The 22,431-nt window shown below is 60.1% G+C and carries 22 protein-coding genes, 1 tRNA gene and 1 pseudogene; 8 read left to right on the forward strand and 16 right to left on the reverse strand.

Features of this window, described 5'->3' with window-relative positions; genetic code table 11:
* Positions 1 to 288: 288 nt before the first annotated feature.
* The 3 genes and pseudogenes from FZP69_RS09715 to FZP69_RS09725 form a co-directional block, all read right to left on the reverse strand.
* Complete coding sequence (locus FZP69_RS09715) at positions 289 to 975, reverse strand: helix-turn-helix domain-containing protein (protein WP_152041115.1); 687 nt, start codon at positions 973 to 975, stop codon at positions 289 to 291.
* A gap of 212 nt (positions 976 to 1,187) precedes the next feature.
* Positions 1,188 to 1,601 carry a DUF7347 domain-containing protein gene (locus tag FZP69_RS09720; protein WP_152041116.1) on the reverse strand — a complete coding sequence of 138 codons (414 nt, stop codon included), beginning with the start codon at positions 1,599 to 1,601 and terminating at the stop codon, positions 1,188 to 1,190.
* Between the two features lie 144 nt (positions 1,602 to 1,745).
* A pseudogene (locus FZP69_RS09725) lies at positions 1,746 to 2,374 on the reverse strand (IS6 family transposase).
* A gap of 614 nt (positions 2,375 to 2,988) precedes the next feature.
* Between FZP69_RS09725 and FZP69_RS09735 the strand changes: the two are divergent.
* Both FZP69_RS09735 and FZP69_RS23390 read left to right on the forward strand, forming a co-directional pair.
* On the forward strand, positions 2,989 to 3,666 hold the full coding sequence (locus FZP69_RS09735; RefSeq protein WP_152041117.1) for a helix-turn-helix domain-containing protein: 678 nt from the start codon (positions 2,989 to 2,991) through the stop codon (positions 3,664 to 3,666).
* Positions 3,667 to 3,737: 71 nt separating this feature from the next.
* Positions 3,738 to 4,139 carry an ArsR/SmtB family transcription factor gene (locus FZP69_RS23390; RefSeq protein WP_152041118.1) on the forward strand — a complete coding sequence of 134 codons (402 nt, stop codon included), beginning with the start codon at positions 3,738 to 3,740 and terminating at the stop codon, positions 4,137 to 4,139.
* A 481-nt stretch (positions 4,140 to 4,620) separates the two neighbouring features.
* On the opposite strand, the gene FZP69_RS09745 is transcribed toward FZP69_RS23390, so the two are convergent.
* The 3 genes from FZP69_RS09745 to FZP69_RS09755 all read right to left on the reverse strand — a co-directional run bounded on the left by FZP69_RS09745 (position 4,621) and on the right by FZP69_RS09755 (position 5,879).
* Complete coding sequence (locus FZP69_RS09745) at positions 4,621 to 5,067, reverse strand: hypothetical protein (RefSeq protein ID WP_152041119.1); 447 nt, start codon at positions 5,065 to 5,067, stop codon at positions 4,621 to 4,623.
* A 179-nt stretch (positions 5,068 to 5,246) separates the two neighbouring features.
* Positions 5,247 to 5,330: transfer RNA gene (locus tag FZP69_RS09750), tRNA-Ser, on the reverse strand.
* Between the two features lie 99 nt (positions 5,331 to 5,429).
* A complete protein-coding gene (locus FZP69_RS09755) occupies positions 5,430 to 5,879 on the reverse strand; it encodes a DUF2267 domain-containing protein (RefSeq protein ID WP_152041120.1) in 450 nt (149 codons plus the stop codon).
* Between the two features lie 501 nt (positions 5,880 to 6,380).
* On the opposite strand from FZP69_RS09755, the gene FZP69_RS09760 reads away from it, so the two are divergent.
* The gene (locus FZP69_RS09760; protein ID WP_152041121.1) at positions 6,381 to 8,387 is read left to right on the forward strand and encodes an SLC13 family permease; all 2,007 of its coding nucleotides are present in this window, start codon (positions 6,381 to 6,383) and stop codon (positions 8,385 to 8,387) included.
* 55 nt (positions 8,388 to 8,442) lie between these two features.
* Here FZP69_RS09760 and FZP69_RS09765 read toward each other — a convergent pair whose 3' ends face one another.
* The 4 genes from FZP69_RS09765 to FZP69_RS09780 form a co-directional block, all read right to left on the reverse strand.
* Complete coding sequence (locus FZP69_RS09765) at positions 8,443 to 9,300, reverse strand: universal stress protein (RefSeq protein WP_152041122.1); 858 nt, start codon at positions 9,298 to 9,300, stop codon at positions 8,443 to 8,445.
* A 59-nt stretch (positions 9,301 to 9,359) separates the two neighbouring features.
* Positions 9,360 to 10,661 carry a TIGR00341 family protein gene (locus FZP69_RS09770; RefSeq protein ID WP_152041123.1) on the reverse strand — a complete coding sequence of 434 codons (1,302 nt, stop codon included), beginning with the start codon at positions 10,659 to 10,661 and terminating at the stop codon, positions 9,360 to 9,362.
* 395 nt (positions 10,662 to 11,056) lie between these two features.
* Positions 11,057 to 11,269 carry a hypothetical protein gene (locus FZP69_RS09775; RefSeq protein WP_152041124.1) on the reverse strand — a complete coding sequence of 71 codons (213 nt, stop codon included), beginning with the start codon at positions 11,267 to 11,269 and terminating at the stop codon, positions 11,057 to 11,059.
* 3 nt (positions 11,270 to 11,272) lie between these two features.
* A complete protein-coding gene (locus FZP69_RS09780; protein ID WP_152041125.1) occupies positions 11,273 to 12,016 on the reverse strand; it encodes a SagB/ThcOx family dehydrogenase in 744 nt (247 codons plus the stop codon).
* 266 nt (positions 12,017 to 12,282) lie between these two features.
* On the opposite strand from FZP69_RS09780, the gene FZP69_RS09785 reads away from it, so the two are divergent.
* Positions 12,283 to 13,176: a hypothetical protein gene (locus FZP69_RS09785; RefSeq protein ID WP_204959944.1), complete on the forward strand. Its 894-nt coding sequence runs from the start codon at positions 12,283 to 12,285 to the stop codon at positions 13,174 to 13,176.
* A gap of 350 nt (positions 13,177 to 13,526) precedes the next feature.
* A complete protein-coding gene (locus FZP69_RS09790; protein WP_152041127.1) occupies positions 13,527 to 14,156 on the forward strand; it encodes a class I SAM-dependent methyltransferase in 630 nt (209 codons plus the stop codon).
* 44 nt (positions 14,157 to 14,200) lie between these two features.
* Here FZP69_RS09790 and FZP69_RS09795 read toward each other — a convergent pair whose 3' ends face one another.
* A complete protein-coding gene (locus FZP69_RS09795) occupies positions 14,201 to 14,842 on the reverse strand; it encodes a dienelactone hydrolase family protein (RefSeq protein ID WP_152041128.1) in 642 nt (213 codons plus the stop codon).
* A 106-nt stretch (positions 14,843 to 14,948) separates the two neighbouring features.
* Here FZP69_RS09795 and FZP69_RS09800 point away from each other — a divergent pair, with 106 nt between their 5' ends.
* The 3 genes from FZP69_RS09800 to phaC all read left to right on the forward strand — a co-directional run bounded on the left by FZP69_RS09800 (position 14,949) and on the right by phaC (position 18,990).
* A complete protein-coding gene (locus FZP69_RS09800; RefSeq protein WP_152041129.1) occupies positions 14,949 to 15,593 on the forward strand; it encodes a phosphoribosyltransferase in 645 nt (214 codons plus the stop codon).
* 222 nt (positions 15,594 to 15,815) lie between these two features.
* Complete coding sequence (locus FZP69_RS09805; RefSeq protein WP_152041130.1) at positions 15,816 to 17,030, forward strand: CBS domain-containing protein; 1,215 nt, start codon at positions 15,816 to 15,818, stop codon at positions 17,028 to 17,030.
* Positions 17,031 to 17,334: 304 nt separating this feature from the next.
* Positions 17,335 to 18,990, forward strand: coding sequence for a class III poly(R)-hydroxyalkanoic acid synthase subunit PhaC (gene phaC, locus FZP69_RS23230; RefSeq protein ID WP_152041131.1), 1,656 nt, complete (start codon positions 17,335 to 17,337; stop codon positions 18,988 to 18,990).
* A 190-nt stretch (positions 18,991 to 19,180) separates the two neighbouring features.
* On the opposite strand, the gene FZP69_RS09815 is transcribed toward phaC, so the two are convergent.
* The 5 genes from FZP69_RS09815 to FZP69_RS09835 all read right to left on the reverse strand — a co-directional run bounded on the left by FZP69_RS09815 (position 19,181) and on the right by FZP69_RS09835 (position 22,389).
* Positions 19,181 to 19,360: a CoA-binding protein gene (locus tag FZP69_RS09815; protein ID WP_152041132.1), complete on the reverse strand. Its 180-nt coding sequence runs from the start codon at positions 19,358 to 19,360 to the stop codon at positions 19,181 to 19,183.
* A 22-nt stretch (positions 19,361 to 19,382) separates the two neighbouring features.
* Complete coding sequence (locus FZP69_RS09820) at positions 19,383 to 19,763, reverse strand: Zn-ribbon domain-containing OB-fold protein (protein WP_152041133.1); 381 nt, start codon at positions 19,761 to 19,763, stop codon at positions 19,383 to 19,385.
* 2 nt (positions 19,764 to 19,765) lie between these two features.
* Positions 19,766 to 20,923, reverse strand: a complete 1,158-nt coding sequence (locus FZP69_RS09825) for a thiolase domain-containing protein (protein WP_152041134.1) — start codon at positions 20,921 to 20,923, stop codon at positions 19,766 to 19,768.
* A gap of 275 nt (positions 20,924 to 21,198) precedes the next feature.
* Entirely contained in the window at positions 21,199 to 21,696 is a 498-nt protein-coding gene (locus FZP69_RS23235) for a plastocyanin/azurin family copper-binding protein (RefSeq protein WP_152041135.1), read from the reverse strand.
* Between the two features lie 219 nt (positions 21,697 to 21,915).
* Positions 21,916 to 22,389 (reverse strand): universal stress protein, encoded by a 474-nt coding sequence (locus tag FZP69_RS09835; protein ID WP_321168799.1) that lies wholly within the window; start codon positions 22,387 to 22,389, stop codon positions 21,916 to 21,918.
* Between the last annotated feature and the right edge of the window lie 42 nt (positions 22,390 to 22,431).

Consider the following 22,431-nt stretch of genomic DNA (forward strand, 5'->3'; position numbering starts at 1 on the left):
GTCATCCGGCCTTTTATAATGAAGAGTGAGGGGCTAAGAACCCGCCATCTTCGACATCGAGAGAGACGCCTCGGACGGCCTCTGTTCCATCGTCGTACGTTACGTGGACGTCCTCTGCGTCGATAGCAGTTTGACGCTCCGGGGTGTCCGCATCGGTCTCAGATTGGTGTCGTGCCTGTTGCAGTGCCATAGGCGAGTAGAAGATCAAAGATTGGCCCGGGTAGGGGATTCTCGAATTCTCGAGGGCGTTTAAGTTCCCCGTTCCGTCAACTGGCGAGTCGTGCTCTGTCAGTTCGAAAGCGGCGGCCACGTCGTAGCGACCGTCTCCTCGATGAGTTGGGTTTGGGCCCGGCGCAGTCGTTCAGAGACTGAAGACGGAGAGATGTCAAGTTCTGCAGCGACATCTTCCAGGGATGCCTGCCGCGGGATGTCGAAATGACCCAGCTCGTATGCGATTCGGAGTGCTTCGTGTTGACGGTCGGTCAGTCCGTCGCCCGGCGGTTCAGACTCTCCATCTTGGGTGAGGCGGTGTAACCGGAAGCCAGCGTTCCGCTGCCAGAACGAGGAGAACTTACGGAACGCGTCCCGGTTGGCGAACCAGCCGGTTTGTCGCCATCCGCCCGGCACCACAGTGATCCGTTCGATGATAGCGTCGGCAGTGGCGAGGGCCTCAAGACCCTCAAGATCGGCGAGATGCTCACCGAGTTGTTCCTCCAGACTGAGTGCCGGGAGCACCTGGTACCGACGAGTCTTTCCAGCCTCTCCAACGAGCGTCCACTCTCCGACGTCGTATGCGTCGGTGAAGGCGTTCTCGATTGCCGTCTGAGAACCGTCTTGGACGGTAACGAGAAACAGGGGGCGGTTCCCGTGATTGAACTGTATGTCGAGCGTCACTGTCGCTTCGCGGACATCTGCCGCCACGCCAGCGAGCGGTAGCGCCTGACAGTCGATGTCGAATTCAGCGACGAGTCCCATATGTAGTTATTTCTATCTATCATATTGGTGCTGTCGAAACAGTCGATTCACTCGAGACAGCTCGTCGAGAACCGGACTGCGCTGCCGCTTCAAACTCATCGCCGCCGGATCTGTCTGGCATCCTCCGCACCACGCAATTTGACGCTCTGTACGAGTGATTCGCCACCCCGCGTCCTGACCTGTGCGGGCGTGGTCGGTTGTCCCGTAACCTGCTACTCACAGGCCGTACAGTCGATACGGAAAAACTGGTGTGAGAGCTTCGCTTCCAGCGCTTCCTCGCCGCAGAAGACGCACACGCCATCGATGGGTTCAGGCCCAAATGACTCCGGTTGCTCGTAATTCCTGGATACGATGAATCGGACGATGCGCTCACCAGCGTGCGAAAGCGAGTACCCATCATCGCTTTTCCGGAGATAGGTCCCAGTGAGTTCTCCTAAGTGGTACGACAGCTTCGACGTGTTCTCCACATCGACGTGGCCGTAAATCTCAGAGAAAGTGAGCTCGGCAGCTCCTGCCCCGACTTGTTCGAGTTCGTATTGCGCAACGGCAACGGCACGTAGAATACCAACCCGTGTGTCGTCAGCGAGGAGGCGAAAAATATCCGTCGCCGAACGGTTGTCGGCCATTGTCTTTCGTATTTACTCTCAGTTCAGCGGTGATATTGACACCTCTAATCGTTGTGTCCTCGGACAAGAGATCACACTCCATTAGACACGGAGGTAACTGGCTACGACTATTTCTACACTGTAGCTAATAGCCTCGTGTTAGCTTTAGCATCGATTCCACCAGACGGCGAAGGCGTTCAGCCACGATTCCGCGGTCGGTAACCGCGCGTTCGAAATATATGAGAACGAAGAGGTTCGTCGTTTTACCTCACGAAAGATATATTTGATAACGTTCCGATTTCCATGGCGGCACACACGAAATCGGAGGCCGAGTCGATCCAGCGCGTTCTTGAGATGGTGTGCGTTATCGACGAAAACGTCACGTCTGAGATCTGCTGTTTCTCGCGGAGTTCACGAAGGAACAGCACGGTGAGTTGCGTCGTTCACGTCTGAAACAACCGTGCATGGAGGAATTGCTTTGTGTCGGGATCGATCGCGGCGTACAGCCAGTGACGCTGGCCGTTGACGCGAATCACTGTCTCGTCAACCGCAATCTGGTTCGGTTCAGCGCCGCTGCCGGGCTGTAGATCGGCTTTCTGTACCCAGTCGTGAATCGCGGTTCGGTTTCGCTCGACACCCAACCTACCAAGATATTATTTAGTATTCAAAAGCGAGAGATCAGCAAGATGCAGCTGAATACCCACTTGAATCGCGAACTCGGGTGTCCGCTGCCGCTCCACAAATTCCACGTCAATCGACTCGGCAGGTTCGTTGAGGCGGTTGAACTCGGACATAGAGCGTTCGAACCTCAACCGCCTCGTTCCTAACGTAACACGACCAAGACGGACCGTGGGGAACGTCAAGTGGAGAGGATGAGTCCTGACGCCGGACGGGTATCCGTCCAAGGGACGCGTGAACCCTGGCCAAGTTTTAGCATACATTGATACCCCCCCGCCTGTCGAGACCAACGTTTTTCGTGTCGCTCGTCGATGGGAGCTCATACGATGGCACATCGGCGGCATAGTCGCGTGGCACCGACCCACCACGAACTGATCGCGATCAACGAAGAACTTGAGATCGCCCGAAGGGTGAGCGGATACTTGAGCGTCGCCGCGCCGAAGACACTAACCAAGCAACCCCCTCATTCATGTATCAGGCGAACAACTTGTTAAAGAATGTTTTCCTGCACGACTTGCCCACCCCTATTTGATGCGCTCTCCGGGACTAGGTTCGGCTCGGTTAGGGGCTCGCGCTCACAGTTCGAATCTGTCCGCGACGGTCGGACGACGATCGACCGAAGGCGGAACAGCACGGTGAACGCGAGACCACTGCAGTGGAGAGGAGATCTGACGTTACCTGCACGTAACTCGAAAGTCTGGGGAACGATGACGCGGACCGGAGCACCCCCGTGACCATCATCGTCGAGATCTCGATCCCGACGAACGCGTTCGAACTCGGAGAGATCCTCGACCCCCCACCGGGACTCAAGATCGAACTCGTCGAATTCGTACCGGTGAGCGATGGAACGATCCCCTACCTGTGGATCGAGGGTGATCCGAAACTGTTCAGACAGTTCAAGCGACGGATTCGAGCCGACGAGCGAGTAAACAACTTCTGGAGCGAGGATGTCCAGAACGGACGCCGTTTAGTCCGCCTCGACTGGGATCCACATTCGGACGGCTTGCTCGACGCTTTCCTCAGCGAGGAGGTGATGATTCAGCACGGCGTTGGGACCAACAATGGATGGCGGTTTCAACTGCATTTCAGAGATCACCGTGCCGCCGCCGAGTTTCAGCAGAAGTGCGTGGATACGAACGTGCCATTCACTATCCTCCGCATTTCGGATCCGGAGTCGGAGGACGCGTTCGGTCAGTACGGCCTCACGGAAGCACAACTGGAGGCCCTCCTTCTCGCCCGCGAGGAAGGATACTTCGAGGATCCCCGAGAGATTACCCTTGAGCAACTCGGGGAACAACTCGGTATCACGCGTCAAGCCGTCTCTTATCGGATCCGTGCTGGGGTGAGGCATCTAATCGACGCCACGCTCCACGCAGAGAACGCTGATACGTACCCTGTGACGAACTAGGGAGCCCGTTAAAGCGCTTTACCAGGGTAAGAACGAACGTTTTGCAGTAGCGTGAGCATCTTTCAAGAGCCGTGACACAAGACCAGAGTCTATCACCCACGGGTGCCGATCCGGCGTCAGGTCTCGAGGAACGAGCTCGGAGCGAGCTCTTGCGTGCACTAAGCGATTCGAAGTCACGGAGTATTCTTCAGGCCACCGTTAGTCGACCGTCGACCGCCGCTGAGTTATCAGAGGAACTGGACCTTCCACTCTCGACGGTCTATCGAAAACTCGACCGCCTCCTTGAGGCATCACTCCTCCAAGAGACGCACCGACTGTCGTCTTCCGGAAGGCATCCATGCCAGTACCGCTGTACACTCGATTGGGTTCACATCGAGATGTCCGGGGAGGGTCGGCCCCTCTTCCAGATCCAGGCGTCTCTTCGGTCGGATACGTCATCCGAATCGGGATTCAACGGAGGTGACGACCAGTGACCAACTCCGAGCCGAGGGCGAACAAGCGGTTGCAGGAACTCTTCGTCGAAATTATCAGATAAAAGATATTTCTGGAGCGTCAACACGAAAACTCCCGGACGACGAGTTCACGCGAGGTCTTCTCAGCCACATTAGACGACCGCTACGTACCGGGATTCGATTTCGACGATGGACTCGAGGACGCGATCGGCTCTCCCGAAGGTGAGTCCTGACACGACTGACCGATCCCCCAAACGAAGCGTGGGAGACCGTGGCCCGTGAATTCATGATATACCCGCTTCGAGAGGGCATCCCACCAGACCCATCCACGTCTGGTACGCCGAGCAGCTCGTGTGACGGGACAGCAGTTGCCTAGAACGGCTTATTGTATCCTTTTTGTCGAGAACGTCTCTCCCTCGGTGGAGGTGCCACGGGTGACTTCGGGTTTATTGACGGGACTGTCTGCTCGCGCGAGGTCTCTCACCGACTGTTTTTCCTCCAGTCACGGCTCCGAATCGGAGTGTGCCTTCTCCAGCTCACCCAAGATCACGAGTTGGGCACGGATCGAGTCGATGAGTCGGCGATCGAGGTATCCTTCGGCCGCAATCTGGTCTGCGACCGATTCCGCTTCGCGCTGGAGACTCTCGTACTCATCATCAGTTTGCCACTCCCTGTCAGCGAACCGCCAGAAACGAAGGAATCGTGTTTCGAGGCTATCCAGTTCGCGTTCAAGTTCTTCGAGTTCCCGGAGCGCGACCCACGCCGGTCCGGATGGTCCGCGTGCTTCCAGAAGCAACCGCGCGTACCGCAGATCGCTCCAGTTACCGTCTTCGTCGGTAAGATAGACTATTGGATCGTCGTACCCCTCGGGGAGATCGGACTCGTCGGGTGGCCTCTCATAGGCGGCGGCGATTCGTTCGATGCGGTCCGCCAGCTCGTCCTCTGTCACGGCTCTCCTCAATGGTACGGATTTGTCTCGAATATAATTGGTTGGTAGTTCCCATCCGATTAGAAGTGATTGTGTTCTTCCTGTTATGTCCCTCAGAGAGTGGGAGAGAGCCGACTCGACGCGTCGGGTCTTCGAATGTTCTCACTACGATGCCCTCTCACGTGCGAAACTAGCGTGACCGGTGGGAGTGGGATTCGAACCCACGAGGCCTTTCGGCCACCTGCGTTCCAGGCAGGCACGTTTGTCCACTCCGCCATCCCACCACGTGCGACCGTCGAGGCGGTGAAGCAGCGTTCGGTCCGGAGGAGGGTCATGTCCAATGACTCGTCGTTCGCACAGCCTTCGCCGGCAGTTTCACACGCTCATTCGGTGTTCTCCTCCGTTTGTGCTCCGTGAGACTCAGCCCATCCGCCACCGTCGACCACCTCGAAGAGCTGCTGCCAGTTCTCGTCGTCCTCGCTCTCTGGAAGCTGATCCCGCAACTGTTGGAAATCCGACTGTGGAACGAGTGTGTGGACGAGGTCGATCACGACGCGGGCGTGATACGCGGCATCAGCGGGGTCCGCGTTCTCGATTTCGCTCACCCGCGAGACGAACTCCTGCCAGTCGAACCGCTGGCCGTGTTCTCTGACCGCGCCGGTCATGTACCACTTGATCTCCATCGGGAGAGAGGCAGCAAGATCCTCCGCTGCGCCGGCCGGGATTCGTTCTCCCAGTGTCATCAGCGTCGCCCGAGTTGTCCGCACGGCTTCGCCGGTACCGGGGAGTTCGAGTCGATGCTGGACCGTCCCGGTGAATTCATCGAAATTCATACAATTACGATGTTCGCGGACTGTCGGCATCAATTAGCGTGGCCTTTCCCGGCCTGCGGGAACATCCCGAAGACCCGATGGGGAACCTCGACGGTCCCTCGAACGACCTGATATAGAGGTGGGTTCGAGTTCGAGCGCTATCGAAACGAACCACCCCGATATCCAATCGATGCTCGTCTTGATCCATTGCGACTCGAAGTCTACGCGTGTGGTCTCAACGCGATGGTATCCAGCCTCGTCGAGGCGGGCGAACAACTCGGCGGTCCACCTGAGCACACACAGTTCGAAGGGTTTGGATAACGTTCCGTTGATGGCTTGATCTCGGTGGTATTCTTACCGTGGAGCTACCATTCCTAAGACGACGTGAGAATCACTCGCCCTCGGAAGGAATTTTCTCTCTGGCTTCGTCTCACGTACCACCACCGGGAGCGAGCATCTGGGTCCGGGAGGGAACCCAACTTCTATGTAATCATCCGAACAATCCTCGGAGACCACCGATAAATGAGTACTATCTTTTTCTTCCTCTCTTTGAGCGCTGAATGGCCTCTTCAACTACTCCCTAGACAGTTTCCGGTTTCGATCGACGTGGTCGTCGTACTGGTGATCATCGCTATCGTCTTCGTTCTCTTCGTCACTCAACCGGTACCGATCGACGCCACCGCGGTCGGTCTCGTGGTCGCCCTCGTCCTCCTCGGCGAGTGGACTGGCGTGTCGCCGGAGCAGGGAGTCTCTGGCTTCTCAAACCCCGCGACGCTTACCGTACTGGCGATGTTCGTCCTGAGCGAAGGTGTCCGACGGACCGGCGTTATCCAAATCCTCACGCGGAAACTGATCGCGTTCGCTGGGGACGACGAGTTCCGGCAGTTGCTCGCCACGGTCACGCTCTCCGGACCGCCGGGCGGGGTCGTCAGCAACGTCTCGGTCGTCGCCGTGTTGATACCTGCGATAATGAACCTCGCTCGGCAAACGAAAACGTCCCCCTCGAAGCTCCTGATACCACTGTCGTTCGCCTCAATGCTTGGCGGCATGCTCACCGTCGTTGGGACGATAACGAACCTCTTGGCGAGCGAGGTGTGGGTCCAGGTCGGCGGTCCCGACGCACAGCCGTTCGCCCTGCTTGAATTCACGCATCTTGGCGCTATCGTCTTGCTCGTGGGAATCGTGTACCTGCTCACCGTCGGTCGATACCTCACTCCTGCACGGATTGAGCCGGCGGAGTCGCCCACCGACGCGTTCGGTATGACCGACTACCTCACCGATGTCGTCGTCATGGAGGACTCGCCGCTCGTCGGTTCCCGGGTCGGGGAACTGAGCGAGCGGGACCTCGATCTCGACGTGTTCCAGATCGTTCGTGGCAACCGAACGCTCGCCCGCGGACTCAGATCGGAACGGATTCAGACCGGCGACGTCCTCTCCGTCAGGGCCGACCAGGAAACCCTCCAGGAGATCATCGAGCAGGACCATCTGCAGCTGTTACCGGAAGTCATGGAGGCGGCCACAGAGGACGATGCGCCCCTCCCGCTCGGCTTCTCGCCACGCCGTCACGGCTGGGAGCCCCCCGACGCGGAGCGCAGTGGCTCTCTCGCCGAGGGTAAGACGTCTAGTGAAGACACGGAGGAAGACGGTGACGAGACGGCGGAAGAGGTCCCCGACGAGGAGATTGAGCTTACCGAAGTCGTGCTGTTGCCCGGGCCTGGGTCGAGTCGGCGCAGCGGTGTTGCAGACTTCGAGCGGGACTACGACGTGACAGTGCTGGCGATCCGGCGCGGCGACGAGGTGATCCGTCAGCGTCTCAGAGAGGTCCGACTACAGGACGGCGACGTCATCCTCGTTCAGGCGCCCGACCAAGTGCTTGATCGCATCGCGAGGGACACGAACGTCGCTATCGCTGGCGAGGACAGATGGGAGGACTTCGACCGATCGAAGATCCCCATCGCCCTGGGGATCCTTGCTGGTGCCCTCGGGCTCGCGGCACTCGACGTCCTCACGCTCATGGTGAGTGCGCTGACGGGCGTCGCGGCGATGTTCTTCACCGGCATCCTCACACCCGAAGAAGCGTACGACGCCATCGACTGGGAAGTGATCTTCATGGTTGCGGGCGTCATCCCGCTTGGCATTGCGGTCGAGGCGTCCGGGACGGCGGCCCTCATCGCTGACCTCGTCGTTTCCATCAGCGTTCTTCTTCCCGTGATCGCAGTCCTGGGGCTGTTCTACCTGGGGACCGCGGTCATCACAGAGATGATCAGCAACTCCGCCAGTGTCGTGCTGCTGCTACCGATAGGGGTTGAGGTTGCTGGCCAACTCGGCGCCAACCCCTTCGCGTTCGTGATGGCCGTGACCTTCGCCGCTAGCACCCCGCTACTGACCCCTGTTGGCTATCAGACGAACCTCATGGTCTACGGCCCGGGCGGGTACAAGTTCACTGACTTCGCACGCGTCGGCGCACCGTTACAACTGATACTGACTCTCGTTACGACTGCTGGCATCGCATTTTTCTGGGGTTTGTGACTTTAGTACGGACGTTTAGCTGCCTGTGGCCTTGGGGGAGTATTTGTTGACAAACCTATTTAATTGAAATAACAGGTACATCAGCACGGCGAATCACACGTTCGGTAACGCTACCCAGGATAAACCGACGTATTCCCTTCCGACCGTGAGTCCCCATGACGATACAATCGACATCGTGTTCCTCCGCATATCTGACGATCTCAAGATAGGGTGGGCCAGTCACTAGCGAGGTTTCGGTCGGCAAGTACGTCGACGATTGGACTTTCTCGAGGGCGAGGTTTAGCGCCTTCTCACCGATTTCCTCGAGCGCTTCTCGTAGTCTCCGGGCCCTATCGCCGTTGATTACCTGTCCTATCTCGACGACATAGATGACGTGCAGTGTTGCGTCGACGGACCTTGCCAGTTTGCCTGCATGTTCAACAGCAGTATGTGCACACTCGCTCCCATCAGTTGGAACGAGTACTGAACTGATGTCTGCATCGATAACAGTCTCCTCGTGGACAGTCATGACTGGTACGGGAGACTCACGTAGGGTTAGTTCCGCGACGCTCCCAAGAACGGCCCGACTGAGGCTGAGTCCACTCCTGCCCCGGGTTCCCATCACAATACAGTCGATACTGTGTTCGGCTGTGTAGGTGAGGATCTCTTGATGAATCGACGCGCTCTTTTCGACGACCCTCCTCGTAGCCTCAACACCAGAAGAAGCAGCCAGTTCGACAGCCACTTGTACTGCTTTCTCGCCATTTCGGGCCGGGGCAGCGACATCATCAGTCTCAGTGGAGATTTTGTCGTGTTCGAGGACGTGAATTACGTGTAGTTCCGCATCGAACTGATCGGCGAGTCTAACAGCTGCTTCAGCTGCGGTCGACGAGGCTTTACTCCCGTCAGTTGGGAGTAGAATGCGTTGATACATGACCTTTCCTAATGGTCGATTAGCGCATCTCTTGAGATAAATATGGGCCGTGGTCGGACTTATGAGGGCTCTTGAACGATTAGATACCGAACCTGCACAGCTACGTTTCGACCCGCGATTCGATCGATACGCGCGTCGATTTGGTCACCTAGTTCCGGTGGTGCCTCTCCTCTGGGGGCCCCAATCAAGATCGTAACGCGAGATGGACTTTGAGAAAGAAGATTGTCTGAATATTCGAACTGAATTTCGAGAAGAGCGAACTCCGAATAGACCGGATCGTCGAGAATCCGTTGAACATCGTCCCGAATCGATTGTTCGACAGTGGCAGTCTCATACGAGGAGAACGTCACGGTGCCGAGGAACGCAGAAAGAAGCAGAATGCTAAGCAGGAGAACGCCGACGCGCTTGATGAATATCGTTCTGGTCTGCTCCATATGGAACCATCTCTCAGGCCGATACCCCATATACCAGAGCACGAGGAGTGCAGCGAGATTGATTGACAGGACGTTAACAAGGAGTAACACACCGGATCCCACAGCGAGTGCCGTGTTTCCCCATGCGATGCCGATGCCGACGGTCGCTGCGGGAGGAACAAGTGCCACGGCAATCATGACGCCGACCAGTGCCGATGAGAGTCCAGAAGCGAGGCTAATCACTCCCGCGGCTCCCGATCCAAGGGCAACCACGAGTGACAAGATATCCGGACGAAATCGTTCGCGGATCTGTGAGATAGACAGGATATCTAATCCTGGAGGAACGAGATTCCCTGTTCTGATGAGGACCGCGAAAAGAGCTGCGCCCCCGATTGTGAGTGTGGCCCCGATAATCTGCAGTTTAACACCGTCTCGAAAGAGATTGCGATCCCGAAAGACCGTGCCAACACTCGTCGCCATTGCGGGACCAATGAGCGGTGCAATCACCATTGACCCGACGACGACGGCAGCAGAATCTAGAAGCAATCCTGCTGTCGCGATGATTGCACTCACGATAGTCATGCCAACATAAATCGGCATGGACGCTGGGACGAGATCCTTGGCAGCGCTTTGGAGTTCTTCCTTGGCGATCTGTTCAGGGCTTCCAGAATCCTCTGTAAATCGCTCTTCGAGCTGGTCGTAATCACGAGAGGTGACCGACTCTGTCTCGACAGTTACTGTAATTGCGTCGTTGTTTAGACCAATCTCTCGAAGGCTGTCTAACACCGGCTCAACAGCATTCGTTGGGAGGGGGAAATGAACCGCACAGGTGTATTCGCGTCCACTCGTCTCGTCAGTAACTGTGTAATTAATGTCTTCATCATCGAGAACATCAAGAACAGCTTCTCGTTTTCCGGTTGGAATAGTCACAAAAACCAGCCGAGCCATGGAACAACGTCTCAGGCGCACGGCATAAATGGTGCTACAATTGTGGGGTGAAAGAGTGTATACGAGGGATAACTCAGAAAGCTATCTGTATCACTGTGACTCCACCACCAACTTGGTAGGATGGGTGTATCACCGTATGGTGGACGAGTTCTTGAACGTCTGTTGCTCACTGTCTTGTAGTGGTTTCGACACCTGTGTCTCACCGGACTGTCTTTCGACAGCTCGCTCGTCGACCATAATTTGAATGGCTGGTCTACGACTCAACACCCCTGCACGACCGAATCTCGCTGACCGGATTGGATTTTGACTCCCAGACCGAGTCCGAAGTGCCCTCACGAGTCCTCCGGTGACGCGATGTCGCCGAAGCAGTTGGGGGCGATGTCGAAGTCATGGGGTCAGATTGGCACAACGAGATACGTGCCGATAAGGTAGACGATCATCAACACGCCGAAAGCCGTGTGGGCCACCCGAATCACCGCTCGCCAGCGACCCCGCGGTGGATACCCGTGTCTCGCGCTCATGAGTGCGAACCCGGTCACGAGCGTCAAGACGGCGTGTGCCACGGCCGTGGCCGCGAGTCCCCAGTGGCTGAAGTATACGTCGAACATGGATCATGCGCGTGTTCCGACGGGAACGACATATAGTGGTCGCTGGTCAGCCGGTGCTCCCACGGCTTTGCGAACGCGGTCGTCGTTAAACGCGCCGACGGTAACGGTCGCGAGACCGAGCGACTCGGCCTGCAGGCAGACGTTCTGTCCCACGTGACCGGCTTCCATTGGCACGTACCGCTGTCGGCCACGCTGGCCGTACTTCGCAGTCGTCCGCGCGTCGACCGCACACACGACGAGATCGACGGCGGCCTCCGCAACGAACTCCTGATCGAGCGAGGCACGCCGTAACTCCTGTTGGACGTCGCCGGCCTCGCCCATCGCCAGTTCGTGGCGTCGGGGTCGATACCGGTAGATGCCGGGTTCGAGTTCTTCGACGCCCGGCGTGCCGACGACGACGTACAGTTTGAGCGGGTAGAGTGCACCGGCGCTGGGTGCCGCTCTGTATCCCGAACCACGTCGAGTGACCCCCTGTGCCGCCCAGAGCAACTGTCCGAGATCTCCACGCGAGAGCGGTTCAGTGCCGTATTCGCGTCGCGAACGCCGATTCGCAATGGACGTCTCGACCGGGACGTCGCCATCGCGGCTCGGAGCGGGCAACGCCACGGTGTCGACGGATTGCCATTCCTCACCCCCGTCGGTCCGGACGACCCGGAAGGCGCCAAACGCGATGTCGAGCAACAGAGACACAACTGCCACGACAAACAGCGTGACTGTCGTTCGTCTGGATGGTCGTTTGAACTTCATCGTTCGAAGATGATTATAGACCGACAAAACAGCAACGTCCGGTTACAGGTGGACGAGAACGGGGCCGAGTGCCGTGTCTGAAGAAACGCGCTTCGAGTTCATCCCCCTCGATACCAGCGCTGCTAGCGAGAACTCATCGGAGTGCTGAGAGCATGTGCGTGGTTCTGAACCGTGTTCCTCGACGGACGTAGTTTTTCACGGTGGACCGAGAAGCTCTCCACATGGAGTTCAGCAGTGTATGGCAGGAGCTTCGTGATCGGTCTGACATGGTTGATTCCGACGAAGTCCTCGTGACCCCTGCCTCGGAGCGACCGTTCGACATTACCTCGATCGAACCGGACCGGATCGTCGTCGAGTTCGTCCGCGACGACGATGAGCGGACACTCCGACGAGACCAGTTCGAAGTGCTGTACAACCGCCTCGAGACCGATCCGGACGGCGTTTCACTGACGGAACTTCCGGCTGGAGTCGAACCGTACGTGGCAGTGATGAGCCTCTCGACGCGGTATGTGGTCGACGAGTCCGACGGGAGGCTCTCCCGTGCCGATGGTCGAGCGGTGAACGAGACCCCGTTCCGTCGACCGGCGTGGACGGCCCGGACGTCCCCGGAGCGCGTGCACGACGACGCGGTGCTCCTCGCGGACGCGCTCGAACGTGAGGAGGCCGCTGACCTGGAATCGCTTTCACCCGAGTCGCTCGTGGACCTGTACGTCCTCCTCTCGGACGTCCAGCGGGGCGCCGATCGGCTCCGACAAGAGATCGGGGATCACCTCTTGGGCTATATTGGACCCGATTCGCGTCTCCATGGTCGGTTCGGAACCGTCCACCGGACGACCCGGCAGCGCCGTCGACTCAAAGACGACGAGACTATCCTCGACGCGCTCGACGAGGTGGGGATCCCACACTCGTGGGTGATGGGTGTCGATCCGGAGAAACTCGACGTGGTGCTCGCCGTCACCGACCTCCAGGAACGAGCGGTGTACGACGTCGACGAACAGGTCTACGTGCAGAAGACCGCGGTCGAGGAAGACGAGAAACAGTCCCGACTCCAGGGTCTCAGGGATCAACTCGCCGACTTGGAGACCGAAGAGGCGGAGCAACTCCGGGACGACATCGAGGCGATCGAAGACCGCCTCGAAACGGTACTCGCCGCTGGGTGAAGCGTCGCCCCTGACGACGAGGCTGTCGTCACCCAGTCGGATCGCAGCCGTGTCTTAGCCGGGTCCAATGACGACGCAGTCGTCGGATGCTCCCGTCCGACCGAAGAAGATTTCGACGAGCAGGTCCGGCGCGATTTTTCGGACCAGACGTCCGCTCAGGGAACACTGTCGCATATCTGTTCGTTCCGGTGGCGTGATGACCGGTCTTCGGCTGCGATGGAAGAGGGGGGTGGGGACTGAACCGCGGCGATCGGAAATACCCGTTTGGACGAGCCCTCGTCGCAGCGGCCGGTTCCTGAGCCGTGGGAACCGTCCCAAAGACTGGTATCCCACGGTTCGTCCCTCCAGCTATGCCGAAGACAGGGCCGTTCGAAGAGCACACGGACCAGTACGAGCAGTGGTTCGAAGAGCACCAGAACGCCTACCAGTCCGAGCTGACGGCGTTACGACGCCTCCTGCCGGACCCGGGGTTCGGCGTCGAAATAGGCGTCGGCAGCGCGCGGTTCGCCGTCCCGCTCGGCATCCAGGTCGGGATCGACCCGGCCGAGCGGATGCTCGAGCACGCTCGCGCGCGGGGAATCGACATCGTCAGGGGAGTCGCGGAGGCGCTTCCCTTCAGTGACAGGACGTTCGACACCGCGCTGATCGTGACAACGATCTGTTTCGTCGACGACGTGCAGCGGACGCTCGCCGAGGCCGAACGGGTTCTCGCACCGGGTGGCTCCCTCGTGATGGGATACATCGACAAGGACAGTCCGGTGGGACAGGTGTATCTGGAGCGGAAGGAAGACCATCCGTTCTATCACGCGGCGGAGTTCGTTTCGACGGAGGAACTCCTCGCGGCCCTGGAGGACGCCGGGTTCGGAACGTTCGACTTCGTCCAGACGATCTACCACTTGCCGGACGAGATCTGTGGACTTGACCCCGTCGAGGAAGGGTACGGTGATGGCTCCTTTGTCGTTATCAGAGCGACCCGGTAAGATCGATTCGTCGACTAATCCCGGACGGGAGACACGTCGTGCGGTCACGACAGCGCATCGACGAACCACTCTGCCGCGACGTCCGCGACCTCCTCTATTTCACCCGGTCCCTCGAAGAGATGACCTGCGCCCGCGACGACGTGAAGTTCCTTCTCGCAGTCGAGGCGGTCGTACGCCTCACGGTTGAGTTCGAGCACCTTCGTGTCGTCTCCGCCGACGACGAACAGCGTCGGCACGCGTATCTCGTCGAGGACGTCGGCAGCCATATCGACCCGACCGCCGCGCGAAACGACGGCGTCGACGTCTCCTCCGAGACGCGCTGCCGCGCGGAGTGCCGCCGCAGCGCCCGTACTGGACCCGAAATAGCCGACTTTCAATCCACGGGCCTCCTTGCGATCCGAGACCCACCCAGTGGCGGTGACGAGGCGATCGGTCAGTAACGGGATCTCGAAGCGGTTCTCCCGAATCTTGTCCTCCCGTTCCGTGAGGAGATCGAACAGAAAGGTCCCGAGGCCTCGCTCGCGGAGGGTCTCCGCGACGAAACGGTTACGCGGGCTCTTGCGGCTGGAGCCGCTCCCGTGGGCGAACACCACCACCCCTGTCGCGTCCGGCGGAATCTTTGGTGACCCCTCGAGTTCGGCGTCGTCGACTGGAACCGAGACGAGGTGTTCGGCGTTGCGTCCCATAGGTGGCCGTACACCGCCGGATTGCTTGACGGTCTTCGCGGTTCCTGTCACATGAGAACTCCCGGTCTGTACTTGAGATCTCACGTCGTTACGACGAACGAGACACATGACCGGATCCAGACGGTTCACCGACCGGACGGAGGCTGGAGAACGGCTCGGCGAGGCGCTCCGGGAGCGGGGAACCGACGCAGACATCGTGCTCGCGATTCCGCGCGGCGGACTCCCACTCGGTCGGGCGGTTGCGGACGCACTCGACGCCCCGCTCGACGTCGTCGTCGCGAAGAAGATCGGTGCGCCGGGCAACCCGGAGTACGCGGTCGGCGCTGTCGCGAGTAGCGGTAGTGTCTGGCGAAACGAGGAGGCGTTCGACCACCACGGAATCGACGAGGAGTACTTCCAGCGTCGACGCGAGGAGGAAGCGGAGAACGCGCGGCGGAAGGCCGAACGCTACCGCGATGGGGGCCCCGACCCCGACGTCGCCGGAAAGACCGTGGTCGTCGTCGACGACGGCGTGGCGACGGGGTCGACCGTTCGGGCGTGCCTGCAGAAGCTCCGTGACGACAATGCGGGTCGGATCATCCTCGCAGTGCCGGTCGGTCCGCCCGAAACGGTGCGTGAACTGGAGGAGATCGCCGACGAGGTCGTCTGTCTGGAGACGCCGAGCCGGTTCATGGGCGTCGGGGGGTTCTACGAACGGTTCGACCAGGTCTCCGACGAGGAGGCGATGGGCTACCTCGGGGGGGACTCGTGATCGAGCGTCAGGTTAGCACGGTGGCTCTGGTCGACGTGGGCGCTCAGGACCGGCGCATCCGGTCTCGCGACCCTGGCCGGACGCGACGGGTCTCGACTGCTGGTTTCCAGATGGCGGGAACGATCGGCGCGTTCTTTCGTCACAGTGATGTATATCCACACGTCGACTGCCACTCACGGGTGCATCGAACAGCGAACGCCTAGATCCGAACCCCACATAACCATGGACATCGTTGACATCGTTTCGGAAGAGTACGTCGAATTCACGCCCGACACCACGGTCTCTAAGCTCGTCGGAGCCTTCGAAGACCCCAGCGTCAAAGGTGTCGTGGTGCGTGGAGACTCCTTCGAGGGGGTCGTCACGCGGAGACAGCTCGCCACCTCGCGCCACGCGCCCGAGCAGAAACTCGGATCGATCGTGTGGCACGTCCCGCGACTCGCACCGGACGAAGACGTCCGTCATGTCGCACAGCTCATGATCGACAGCGACTCGCAGATCCTCCCGGTGTTCGAGGGCCAGGAGCTCGTCGGCGTCGTCACCGTCGACGACATCCTCGACGCGGTCCGGCCGTTCCTCGACGCCGCGACCGTGGCCCAGGCCTGCAGCCGCGATCTCGTCACGTTCGACCCCGGATCGACGTTCGGCGAGGCGCTACACCGGTTCCGGGACCACCGAATCACGCATCTCCCCGTTGTCGAGGACGACACGGCCGTCGGCATACTGAGCCTCTACGACGTGCTGGACGTCACAACGCGGCCTGCGAGCCAGTCCGCGGGTGGTGACGCCAGCGGCACGGATTCGTTCGGGGGAGACATTTCCAAGAGTGCCGGTCGTGCACGCCGCGGCGGGTTCGGCGCCCGTGAAGGTGAGCTCACGCGAATACTCGACCTGCCGGTCCGTGACGTGATGACGTCACCAGTGCGGACGATCGAGTTGGACGAGACACTCGAGCGGGCCGTGGAAGAGATGTTCGCTGTCGGGGGGTCGTCACTGGTCGTCACAGAGGACAGCCATCCGGTCGGTATTGTCACAAAAACCGACGTGCTCGACGCGCTCACGTGGGAGGCCGGTGGCAACCGGGCAGTCCAGGTGTACGGCACTGACCTCCTCGACGACGTGAACTACGACGAGATCGTGTCGATGGTCGAGCGGTTCGACGACCGGGACCACGGGGTGAACGTGCTCGACGCGAAGATCCACCTCCACGAACACGATGAGAAACGACGCGGGACGCCGTTGCTCCTCGCTCGTATTCGATTGCACACTGATTACGGGCTGTACATGGCGTCCGGAGAGGGGTACGGGGCGAAGCACGCGCTCAACGAGGCACGGGACACGCTCGAGCGACAGATCCGTGATCGGAAAACACACGGCAAGAGCAAGAAGCATCCGGACGAGGAGTACTGGGAGAAGCGATTCGGATGGTTGCTCGACTGATCAGAGTGTTGTAGGAGCGCGCCAGAAAGTGAGAGCGGTTTCCTCGCCGCCCGACTCTGGACACCGAAAGCGGACCGAACACAGGGTTTGGTCGGAGCCGTCGTCAGGAGGTACCCCAACGTGGGACGCACGAAATCGGTTCGTCACTGCGTCTTCTCGCTGCCCTGGAACACGCTTTAGGTTTTTTCTCCTATCATCCTGAAGGGGACGCAGAGAGGTCGGACAGGCGCTCGTACCCCCGACGGAAGAACACAAGCGGGGACCACGGATTGCTGCGCCAGACCGTCCGATTCACCACATCATCATGACGCCAAACGATAACAGCCGGGTACCGCCCTCCCTGAGGCTGTTTCTGTCGACCCAGCGTGCCGCGTCCGAGACGCTCGCCGACACGGCTCACGCGACGAGCGTGCTCGGGGATCGCCTCACGGACGCGGCCTCCATCGAGGTGGGGCAAACCCCAAGTGAGGTCGTCTATACGGAGAACAAACTCGAGTTGCACCGGTACGAGTCGCTCACCGACAGTCAACACGACGTCCCGATACTCGTCGTGTACGCGCTTATCAACAGGCCGTTCATTCTCGATCTCCAGCGTGACCGGTCTGTCGTCCGCCGGCTACTCGAGGCCGGCCACGACGTCTCCCTCATCGACTGGGGTGAGCCATCACTGCTCGACAGTGCGCTCGGACTCGAGGATTACGTCAACAGGTACATCGACAACTGTGTCGACGTCGTCCGCGAGCGTGCGGGCGTCGAGGCGATCAACCTCCTGGGGTACTGCATGGGTGGGACGATGTCGGCGATTTACGCCGCGCTCCACCCCGAGAAGGTCAACGCGCTCGGACTGATGGCGACGGGACTATATTTCGACGACACGGGTGGTGTCCTCGAACTCTGGGGTGGGGAAGACCACTACGACCCCTGGACGCTCGTCGAGACGTACGGCAACGTGCCTGGCGAGTTCCTCGACATCGGCTTCGACCTGATGGACCCCGTGGCGAACACCGTCACGAAGTACATCAGACTGGCCGATCGGGTCGAGAACGAGGACTTCGTCGAGAACTTCGCCCGTATGGAGACGTGGCTCAACGACAGTGTAGACGTCGCCGGCGCGGTATACGCTGAGTTCGTCGAGGAGATCTACCAGCGGAACCGTCTCGCCGAGAACGAGCTAGTCGTCGGCGGTGAGCACGTCGACATCGAGAACATCGACGTGCCGCTGCTGCAGATCCTCGGCACGTACGACCATCTCGTTCCCCCCGCCGCGAGCAAACCCTTCAACGACCTCGTCGGGAGCGACGATGTGACGACTATCGAGTATCCGACCGGCCACGTCGGGCTCGCCATGTCCACCAGTTCCCATCGGGACGTCTGGCCCGAGGTTGCCGAGTGGTTCCTCGACCAGTCCGACCAGCCGGGGCTCGCGGACGTCTTCGGAGAGGGAATCGAACGCGCGCTCAACATCGACGTGGAAACCGACGTCACGGTGGGGGATGTCGACGAGATCCAGATCAGCATCGCCGACGAAGACGGCGAGATCGCCCGTGAACTCGTTCGCCACGACGTGGTGGCGATCGAGCACTTCTTCGAGGACGCGCTTGACGTAGAGCTCGGGCTGGATATCGGAGCAGAGGACATCGCAGTGACCGTCGCGACGGCCGACGACGTCGTGACGACGGTCGTCGAGAACGTGGGTGAGGCGATCCGGACCGAGATCGAAGAGGCCGTCGACGAGGTCGACATCGCTGCATCGTACGATCTCGAAGACGTCGAAGGGATCGGACCGACGTACGCCGACCGGTTGCGGTCTGCCGGGATCGAGTCCGTCTCCGCACTCGCCGTCTCCGAAGAAACGAACGTTGCGGAAGTAGCGAGGGCCAGCACGGGGTTGGCGCGGACGTGGATTGCCCGGGCACGAAAGCTGGTCAGTGCGGACGACGCAGTCGAATCAGAGCGGTAACAGCACTCGAAGAAACTCGGTTGGTATCTCGGCCGAAGTGGAGCGGGTATCCTATGTCGTCGACCGGCTGAACTCCTCGAGTAGCTGTTGAGTGATGCCGAGGACACGCTGTCATACTCTCTGAGTGAGTCACTGAGCCTCGTTCTTGTCCTCTCCCCTGTTTAAACGGTCACTCCCTCGGCTAACCGTTTCAGCGCTCCGGAACGTCGCCGATCGCCGGGTAACACTGCTCACCCAGCACTGTCTCTCGATTCGACTTAACCGGGACAACATCGCCGTCGAACGAGGCGAGGTTCTCCAGGAGTGCCCGGCCGACCGACCCGTGGCGGTCCGTCGCTCCGATAATCGCGACGCGGTCCGGCGTGAACAATCCCGATAGCTCTGCCGTCGCTTCACTCCTGTACCGGTCGGAACGTCACGAGATCGGGACCCTCGTCGCGTGCTTCGGTTCCGAGGACCACCTCGTCACCGATCGCGATGTCGCCAGCGGTCGCCTCGCGAAGCTGTCCCGAGAGGACGACGTCGTCGTCGAACTCGACCATGACGACCGTGTAGGGCGTCTCCCCGTGGAACTTCGGGATCGTGACCGAGATCTCCGTGAACGCCACGACGGTCCCTCGATCCGGCAGGGGTCGTCGAGACAGTTCGGCCGATCCGCACGCCGGACAGACGCGTCGGGGAGGGAGCGACGACTCGCCGCACGCCTCACAGGCGAGGTACTGTCCCTCGCCAGCCGCGATCTCCTCGATGAACGTGTCGTACCACGCGGGCATACTCACGCACCTCCCAGGATCGTGACCGTGGTGCTCGCACCGCTCCCGCCGACGTTGTGGGCGAGGGCGACTTCCGCGCCCGCGACCTGGTTCGGGTGCCGTCCCTCCAGCTGCTTCGTCAACTCGACGATCTGACCGATACCGGTCACGCCGACGGGATGACCTTTGCCTAGGAGGCCACCAGACATGTTGACCGGAAGGGAGCCGTCGACCGCCGTCTCTCCGTCGACCGCACCGGACGCTCCCTCTCCTCGGCCGTAGAACCCGAGGGCCTCGAGTGCCAGAACCTCGGCGATCGTGAAACAGTCGTGGACCTCTGCCACGTCGATGTCTTCGGCCGTGACGCCGGCGACGTCGTACGCTTCGGCGGCCGCACGCTCGGCTGCCGGCGTCCGGGTGATCGAAGGGCGCTCCTGGAGCGCGAGGGCATCACTCGACTGCCCAATCCCGAGGACCGTGGCTGCGGTGTCGAGATCGCGGTCCGCGGCAAGCGCTTCGCTGACGACGATGACGGCACTCGCACCGTCGGAGACGGGACAGGCGTCGTAGAGGGTGAGCGGTGTCGCGATGGGCTTGGACTCCAGCACCTCCTCGACCGTGAGTTCCCGCTGGAACTGTGCGAGAGGGTTCTCGACGGCGTTGTTGTGGTTCTTGACAGAGATCGCAGCGAGGTCCTCACGGGACACGTCGAACTCGTGCATGTATCGCTGGGCCATGAGCGCGTAGATCCCCGGAAACGTCAGCCCCTGTTCGTTCTCGTACATCTCGTCGGCCGCGTTGGCGAGAGCGTCGGTCACGTGCTCGATGTCCGCGAGCGACATGAGTTCGACCCCACCCGCGAGCACCGCATCCACCGCTCCCGACTCGATGGCGAGTACTGCCTGACGGAGCGTTGCCCCACCGGAGGCACACGCGCTTTCGACGCGGATCGACGCCGCCTCGCGAGCACCGATGGCGTCCGCGAGGAGCGCCCCCATGTGACCCTGGTCCTCGATCAGGTCCCCCATGAAGTTCCCGACGTAGACCGCGTCGAGGTCGGCCGGACTCAGACTCGTCCGTTCGAACGCTTCGGTAGCCGCTTCACTGAACAGTTCCCGTGACGACGACTCGGGATGTTCGTCGTACTTCGTGCTCGCTCCGCTGGTGATTGTCGCAACCATGAGCACCTGTCGCTACGACGACACACCCATTAATCGCGACGGTCGTTCCCGACGAGCAAGAACGAGGTGCCCGTCTGGCTTGGCATGGCACGCTCAGCACAGAAATGAACGATGTCATGAAGCTAGTGCCTCTGATTCCGATTTATCCGTGTCGGGAGCTGTGCTCATCTCCCTCTCTCAGGGCGACCACCAGTGATCGAACCGGGGCTTCGACCGGCACACCGGAAGCCAGACGGGCCCTGCGTTCGTTTCGACTCGGAGAGTCGTCGAGTCGGTCATTCCGATCCATTCTGAGGGTAGTCGCCACCGTACTTGAGAAAGACGTACGTCAGTGGCAGCGTCGTCAGAAGCGCTGCCGACGCGGCGATTCCGATCGAAATCCCACTCGTCGGGACCGTCGGTGCGGCCACACCACTTTCCTCTCCCTGCTGCTCGGTGGTGACTGACAGTGTCCCGACCATCCCTACAGATTCGTGAGGGATACAGAAGTAGCCGTACTCCCCTTCGACTTCGAACGACTGCTGGTACGATTCCCCGCCCGGAACGTCTCCCTCGCTCGGATACGAATCGCGTGCGGCCTGCTCACTCTCTAAACCGCCCGAGGCGAAGAATTCGGAGAACGCGGAGTGGCAAACCCTTTGACTGTCTTCCCATGCAGTGAGAACGAAATCGATCGACGTCTGGTTCTTCGCTCCTGGAGTTCTGGACCGCGTCTCTACTTTGAGCCGGAGTACTGGGTCTGGTTGATGAAAGATGCCGCGTCGAGGAGGGATGACTTGTTTAAATACTAACTATTACACGTGTAAGCTTGTAATATATTATTGTTCGTCTGTTCAGAACGAGCAATCATGTAGTTGTGCACCGGAAGGTTTCGAGGGTAAACGGCTGCCGTGGAAGGAGCATATGCGACACCGACCAGTGGTGACTACAGGTCATCAAGCAAGCAATGGTTCGAACAGCTGATAGAATAGGCAAGCACTGCGATTCTCGGCTCAGCGGACGACTGTCACAGGCACTGAGGCCCGCTGGACGACGGTCTGAGCCACGTCTCCCATCAGCACCCGAGACACGAGCGGCCGTCCATGACAGCCCATCACGATCAGGTCGATGTCGTGGTCAGCCGCGTAGTCGGTTATCTCACGCGCAGGCGTTCCGAACTTCACCACTGTCTCGACCTCTCCCTCGTACTCCCCAATCCGTTCACGTACTTCGTCGAACAGTCGGTCGGTCTTTATTCTGGCGCGCTCTCGCAGTTCCTCCGGCCCGACGAGCATCTTGGCGCTGTAGCTCTCCTCGACGTAGTCGATCACGTGGAGGACCGTGATGTTCGCCCCGGAGTGGACCGCTGTCGCGAAGTCGAGGGCACGTCGCGCCAGCGGTGAGTCGTCCATCGGGACGAGTACGTGGTCGATCATAGCACGTACTACCCGACGGGGCATAATAGGTACTCCCCCACGGCAAGTCATCCACACTGGTGAAGGGTTCCATCGGATTAGGACGAGCGTCCG

Source organism: Salinigranum salinum, assembly GCF_009176545.1.
GTDB classification, from domain to species: domain Archaea; phylum Halobacteriota; class Halobacteria; order Halobacteriales; family Haloferacaceae; genus Salinigranum; species Salinigranum salinum.

What these genes read in the sequence shown, in the direction of transcription:
- FZP69_RS09790 (WP_152041127.1), top strand. Translation starts at nt 13,527, where the DNA reads ATGCCGAAGACAGGGCCGTTCGAAGAGCACACGGACCAGTACGAGCAG.
- FZP69_RS09775 (WP_152041124.1), bottom strand. Translation starts at nt 11,269, where the DNA reads ATGTTCGACGTATACTTCAGCCACTGGGGACTCGCGGCCACGGCCGTG.
- FZP69_RS09720 (WP_152041116.1), bottom strand. Translation starts at nt 1,601, where the DNA reads ATGGCCGACAACCGTTCGGCGACGGATATTTTTCGCCTCCTCGCTGAC.
- FZP69_RS09765 (WP_152041122.1), bottom strand. Translation starts at nt 9,300, where the DNA reads ATGTATCAACGCATTCTACTCCCAACTGACGGGAGTAAAGCCTCGTCG.
- FZP69_RS09825 (WP_152041134.1), bottom strand. Translation starts at nt 20,923, where the DNA reads ATGGTTGCGACAATCACCAGCGGAGCGAGCACGAAGTACGACGAACAT.
- FZP69_RS09760 (WP_152041121.1), top strand. Translation starts at nt 6,381, where the DNA reads ATGAGTACTATCTTTTTCTTCCTCTCTTTGAGCGCTGAATGGCCTCTT.
- FZP69_RS09805 (WP_152041130.1), top strand. Translation starts at nt 15,816, where the DNA reads ATGGACATCGTTGACATCGTTTCGGAAGAGTACGTCGAATTCACGCCC.
- phaC (WP_152041131.1), top strand. Translation starts at nt 17,335, where the DNA reads ATGACGCCAAACGATAACAGCCGGGTACCGCCCTCCCTGAGGCTGTTT.
- FZP69_RS09795 (WP_152041128.1), bottom strand. Translation starts at nt 14,842, where the DNA reads ATGGGACGCAACGCCGAACACCTCGTCTCGGTTCCAGTCGACGACGCC.
- FZP69_RS09820 (WP_152041133.1), bottom strand. Translation starts at nt 19,763, where the DNA reads ATGCCCGCGTGGTACGACACGTTCATCGAGGAGATCGCGGCTGGCGAG.
- FZP69_RS09770 (WP_152041123.1), bottom strand. Translation starts at nt 10,661, where the DNA reads ATGGCTCGGCTGGTTTTTGTGACTATTCCAACCGGAAAACGAGAAGCT.
- FZP69_RS09800 (WP_152041129.1), top strand. Translation starts at nt 14,949, where the DNA reads ATGACCGGATCCAGACGGTTCACCGACCGGACGGAGGCTGGAGAACGG.
- FZP69_RS09835 (WP_321168799.1), bottom strand. Translation starts at nt 22,389, where the DNA reads ATGACTTGCCGTGGGGGAGTACCTATTATGCCCCGTCGGGTAGTACGT.
- FZP69_RS09755 (WP_152041120.1), bottom strand. Translation starts at nt 5,879, where the DNA reads ATGAATTTCGATGAATTCACCGGGACGGTCCAGCATCGACTCGAACTC.
- FZP69_RS09780 (WP_152041125.1), bottom strand. Translation starts at nt 12,016, where the DNA reads ATGAAGTTCAAACGACCATCCAGACGAACGACAGTCACGCTGTTTGTC.
- FZP69_RS09785 (WP_204959944.1), top strand. Translation starts at nt 12,283, where the DNA reads ATGGTTGATTCCGACGAAGTCCTCGTGACCCCTGCCTCGGAGCGACCG.
- FZP69_RS09715 (WP_152041115.1), bottom strand. Translation starts at nt 975, where the DNA reads ATGGGACTCGTCGCTGAATTCGACATCGACTGTCAGGCGCTACCGCTC.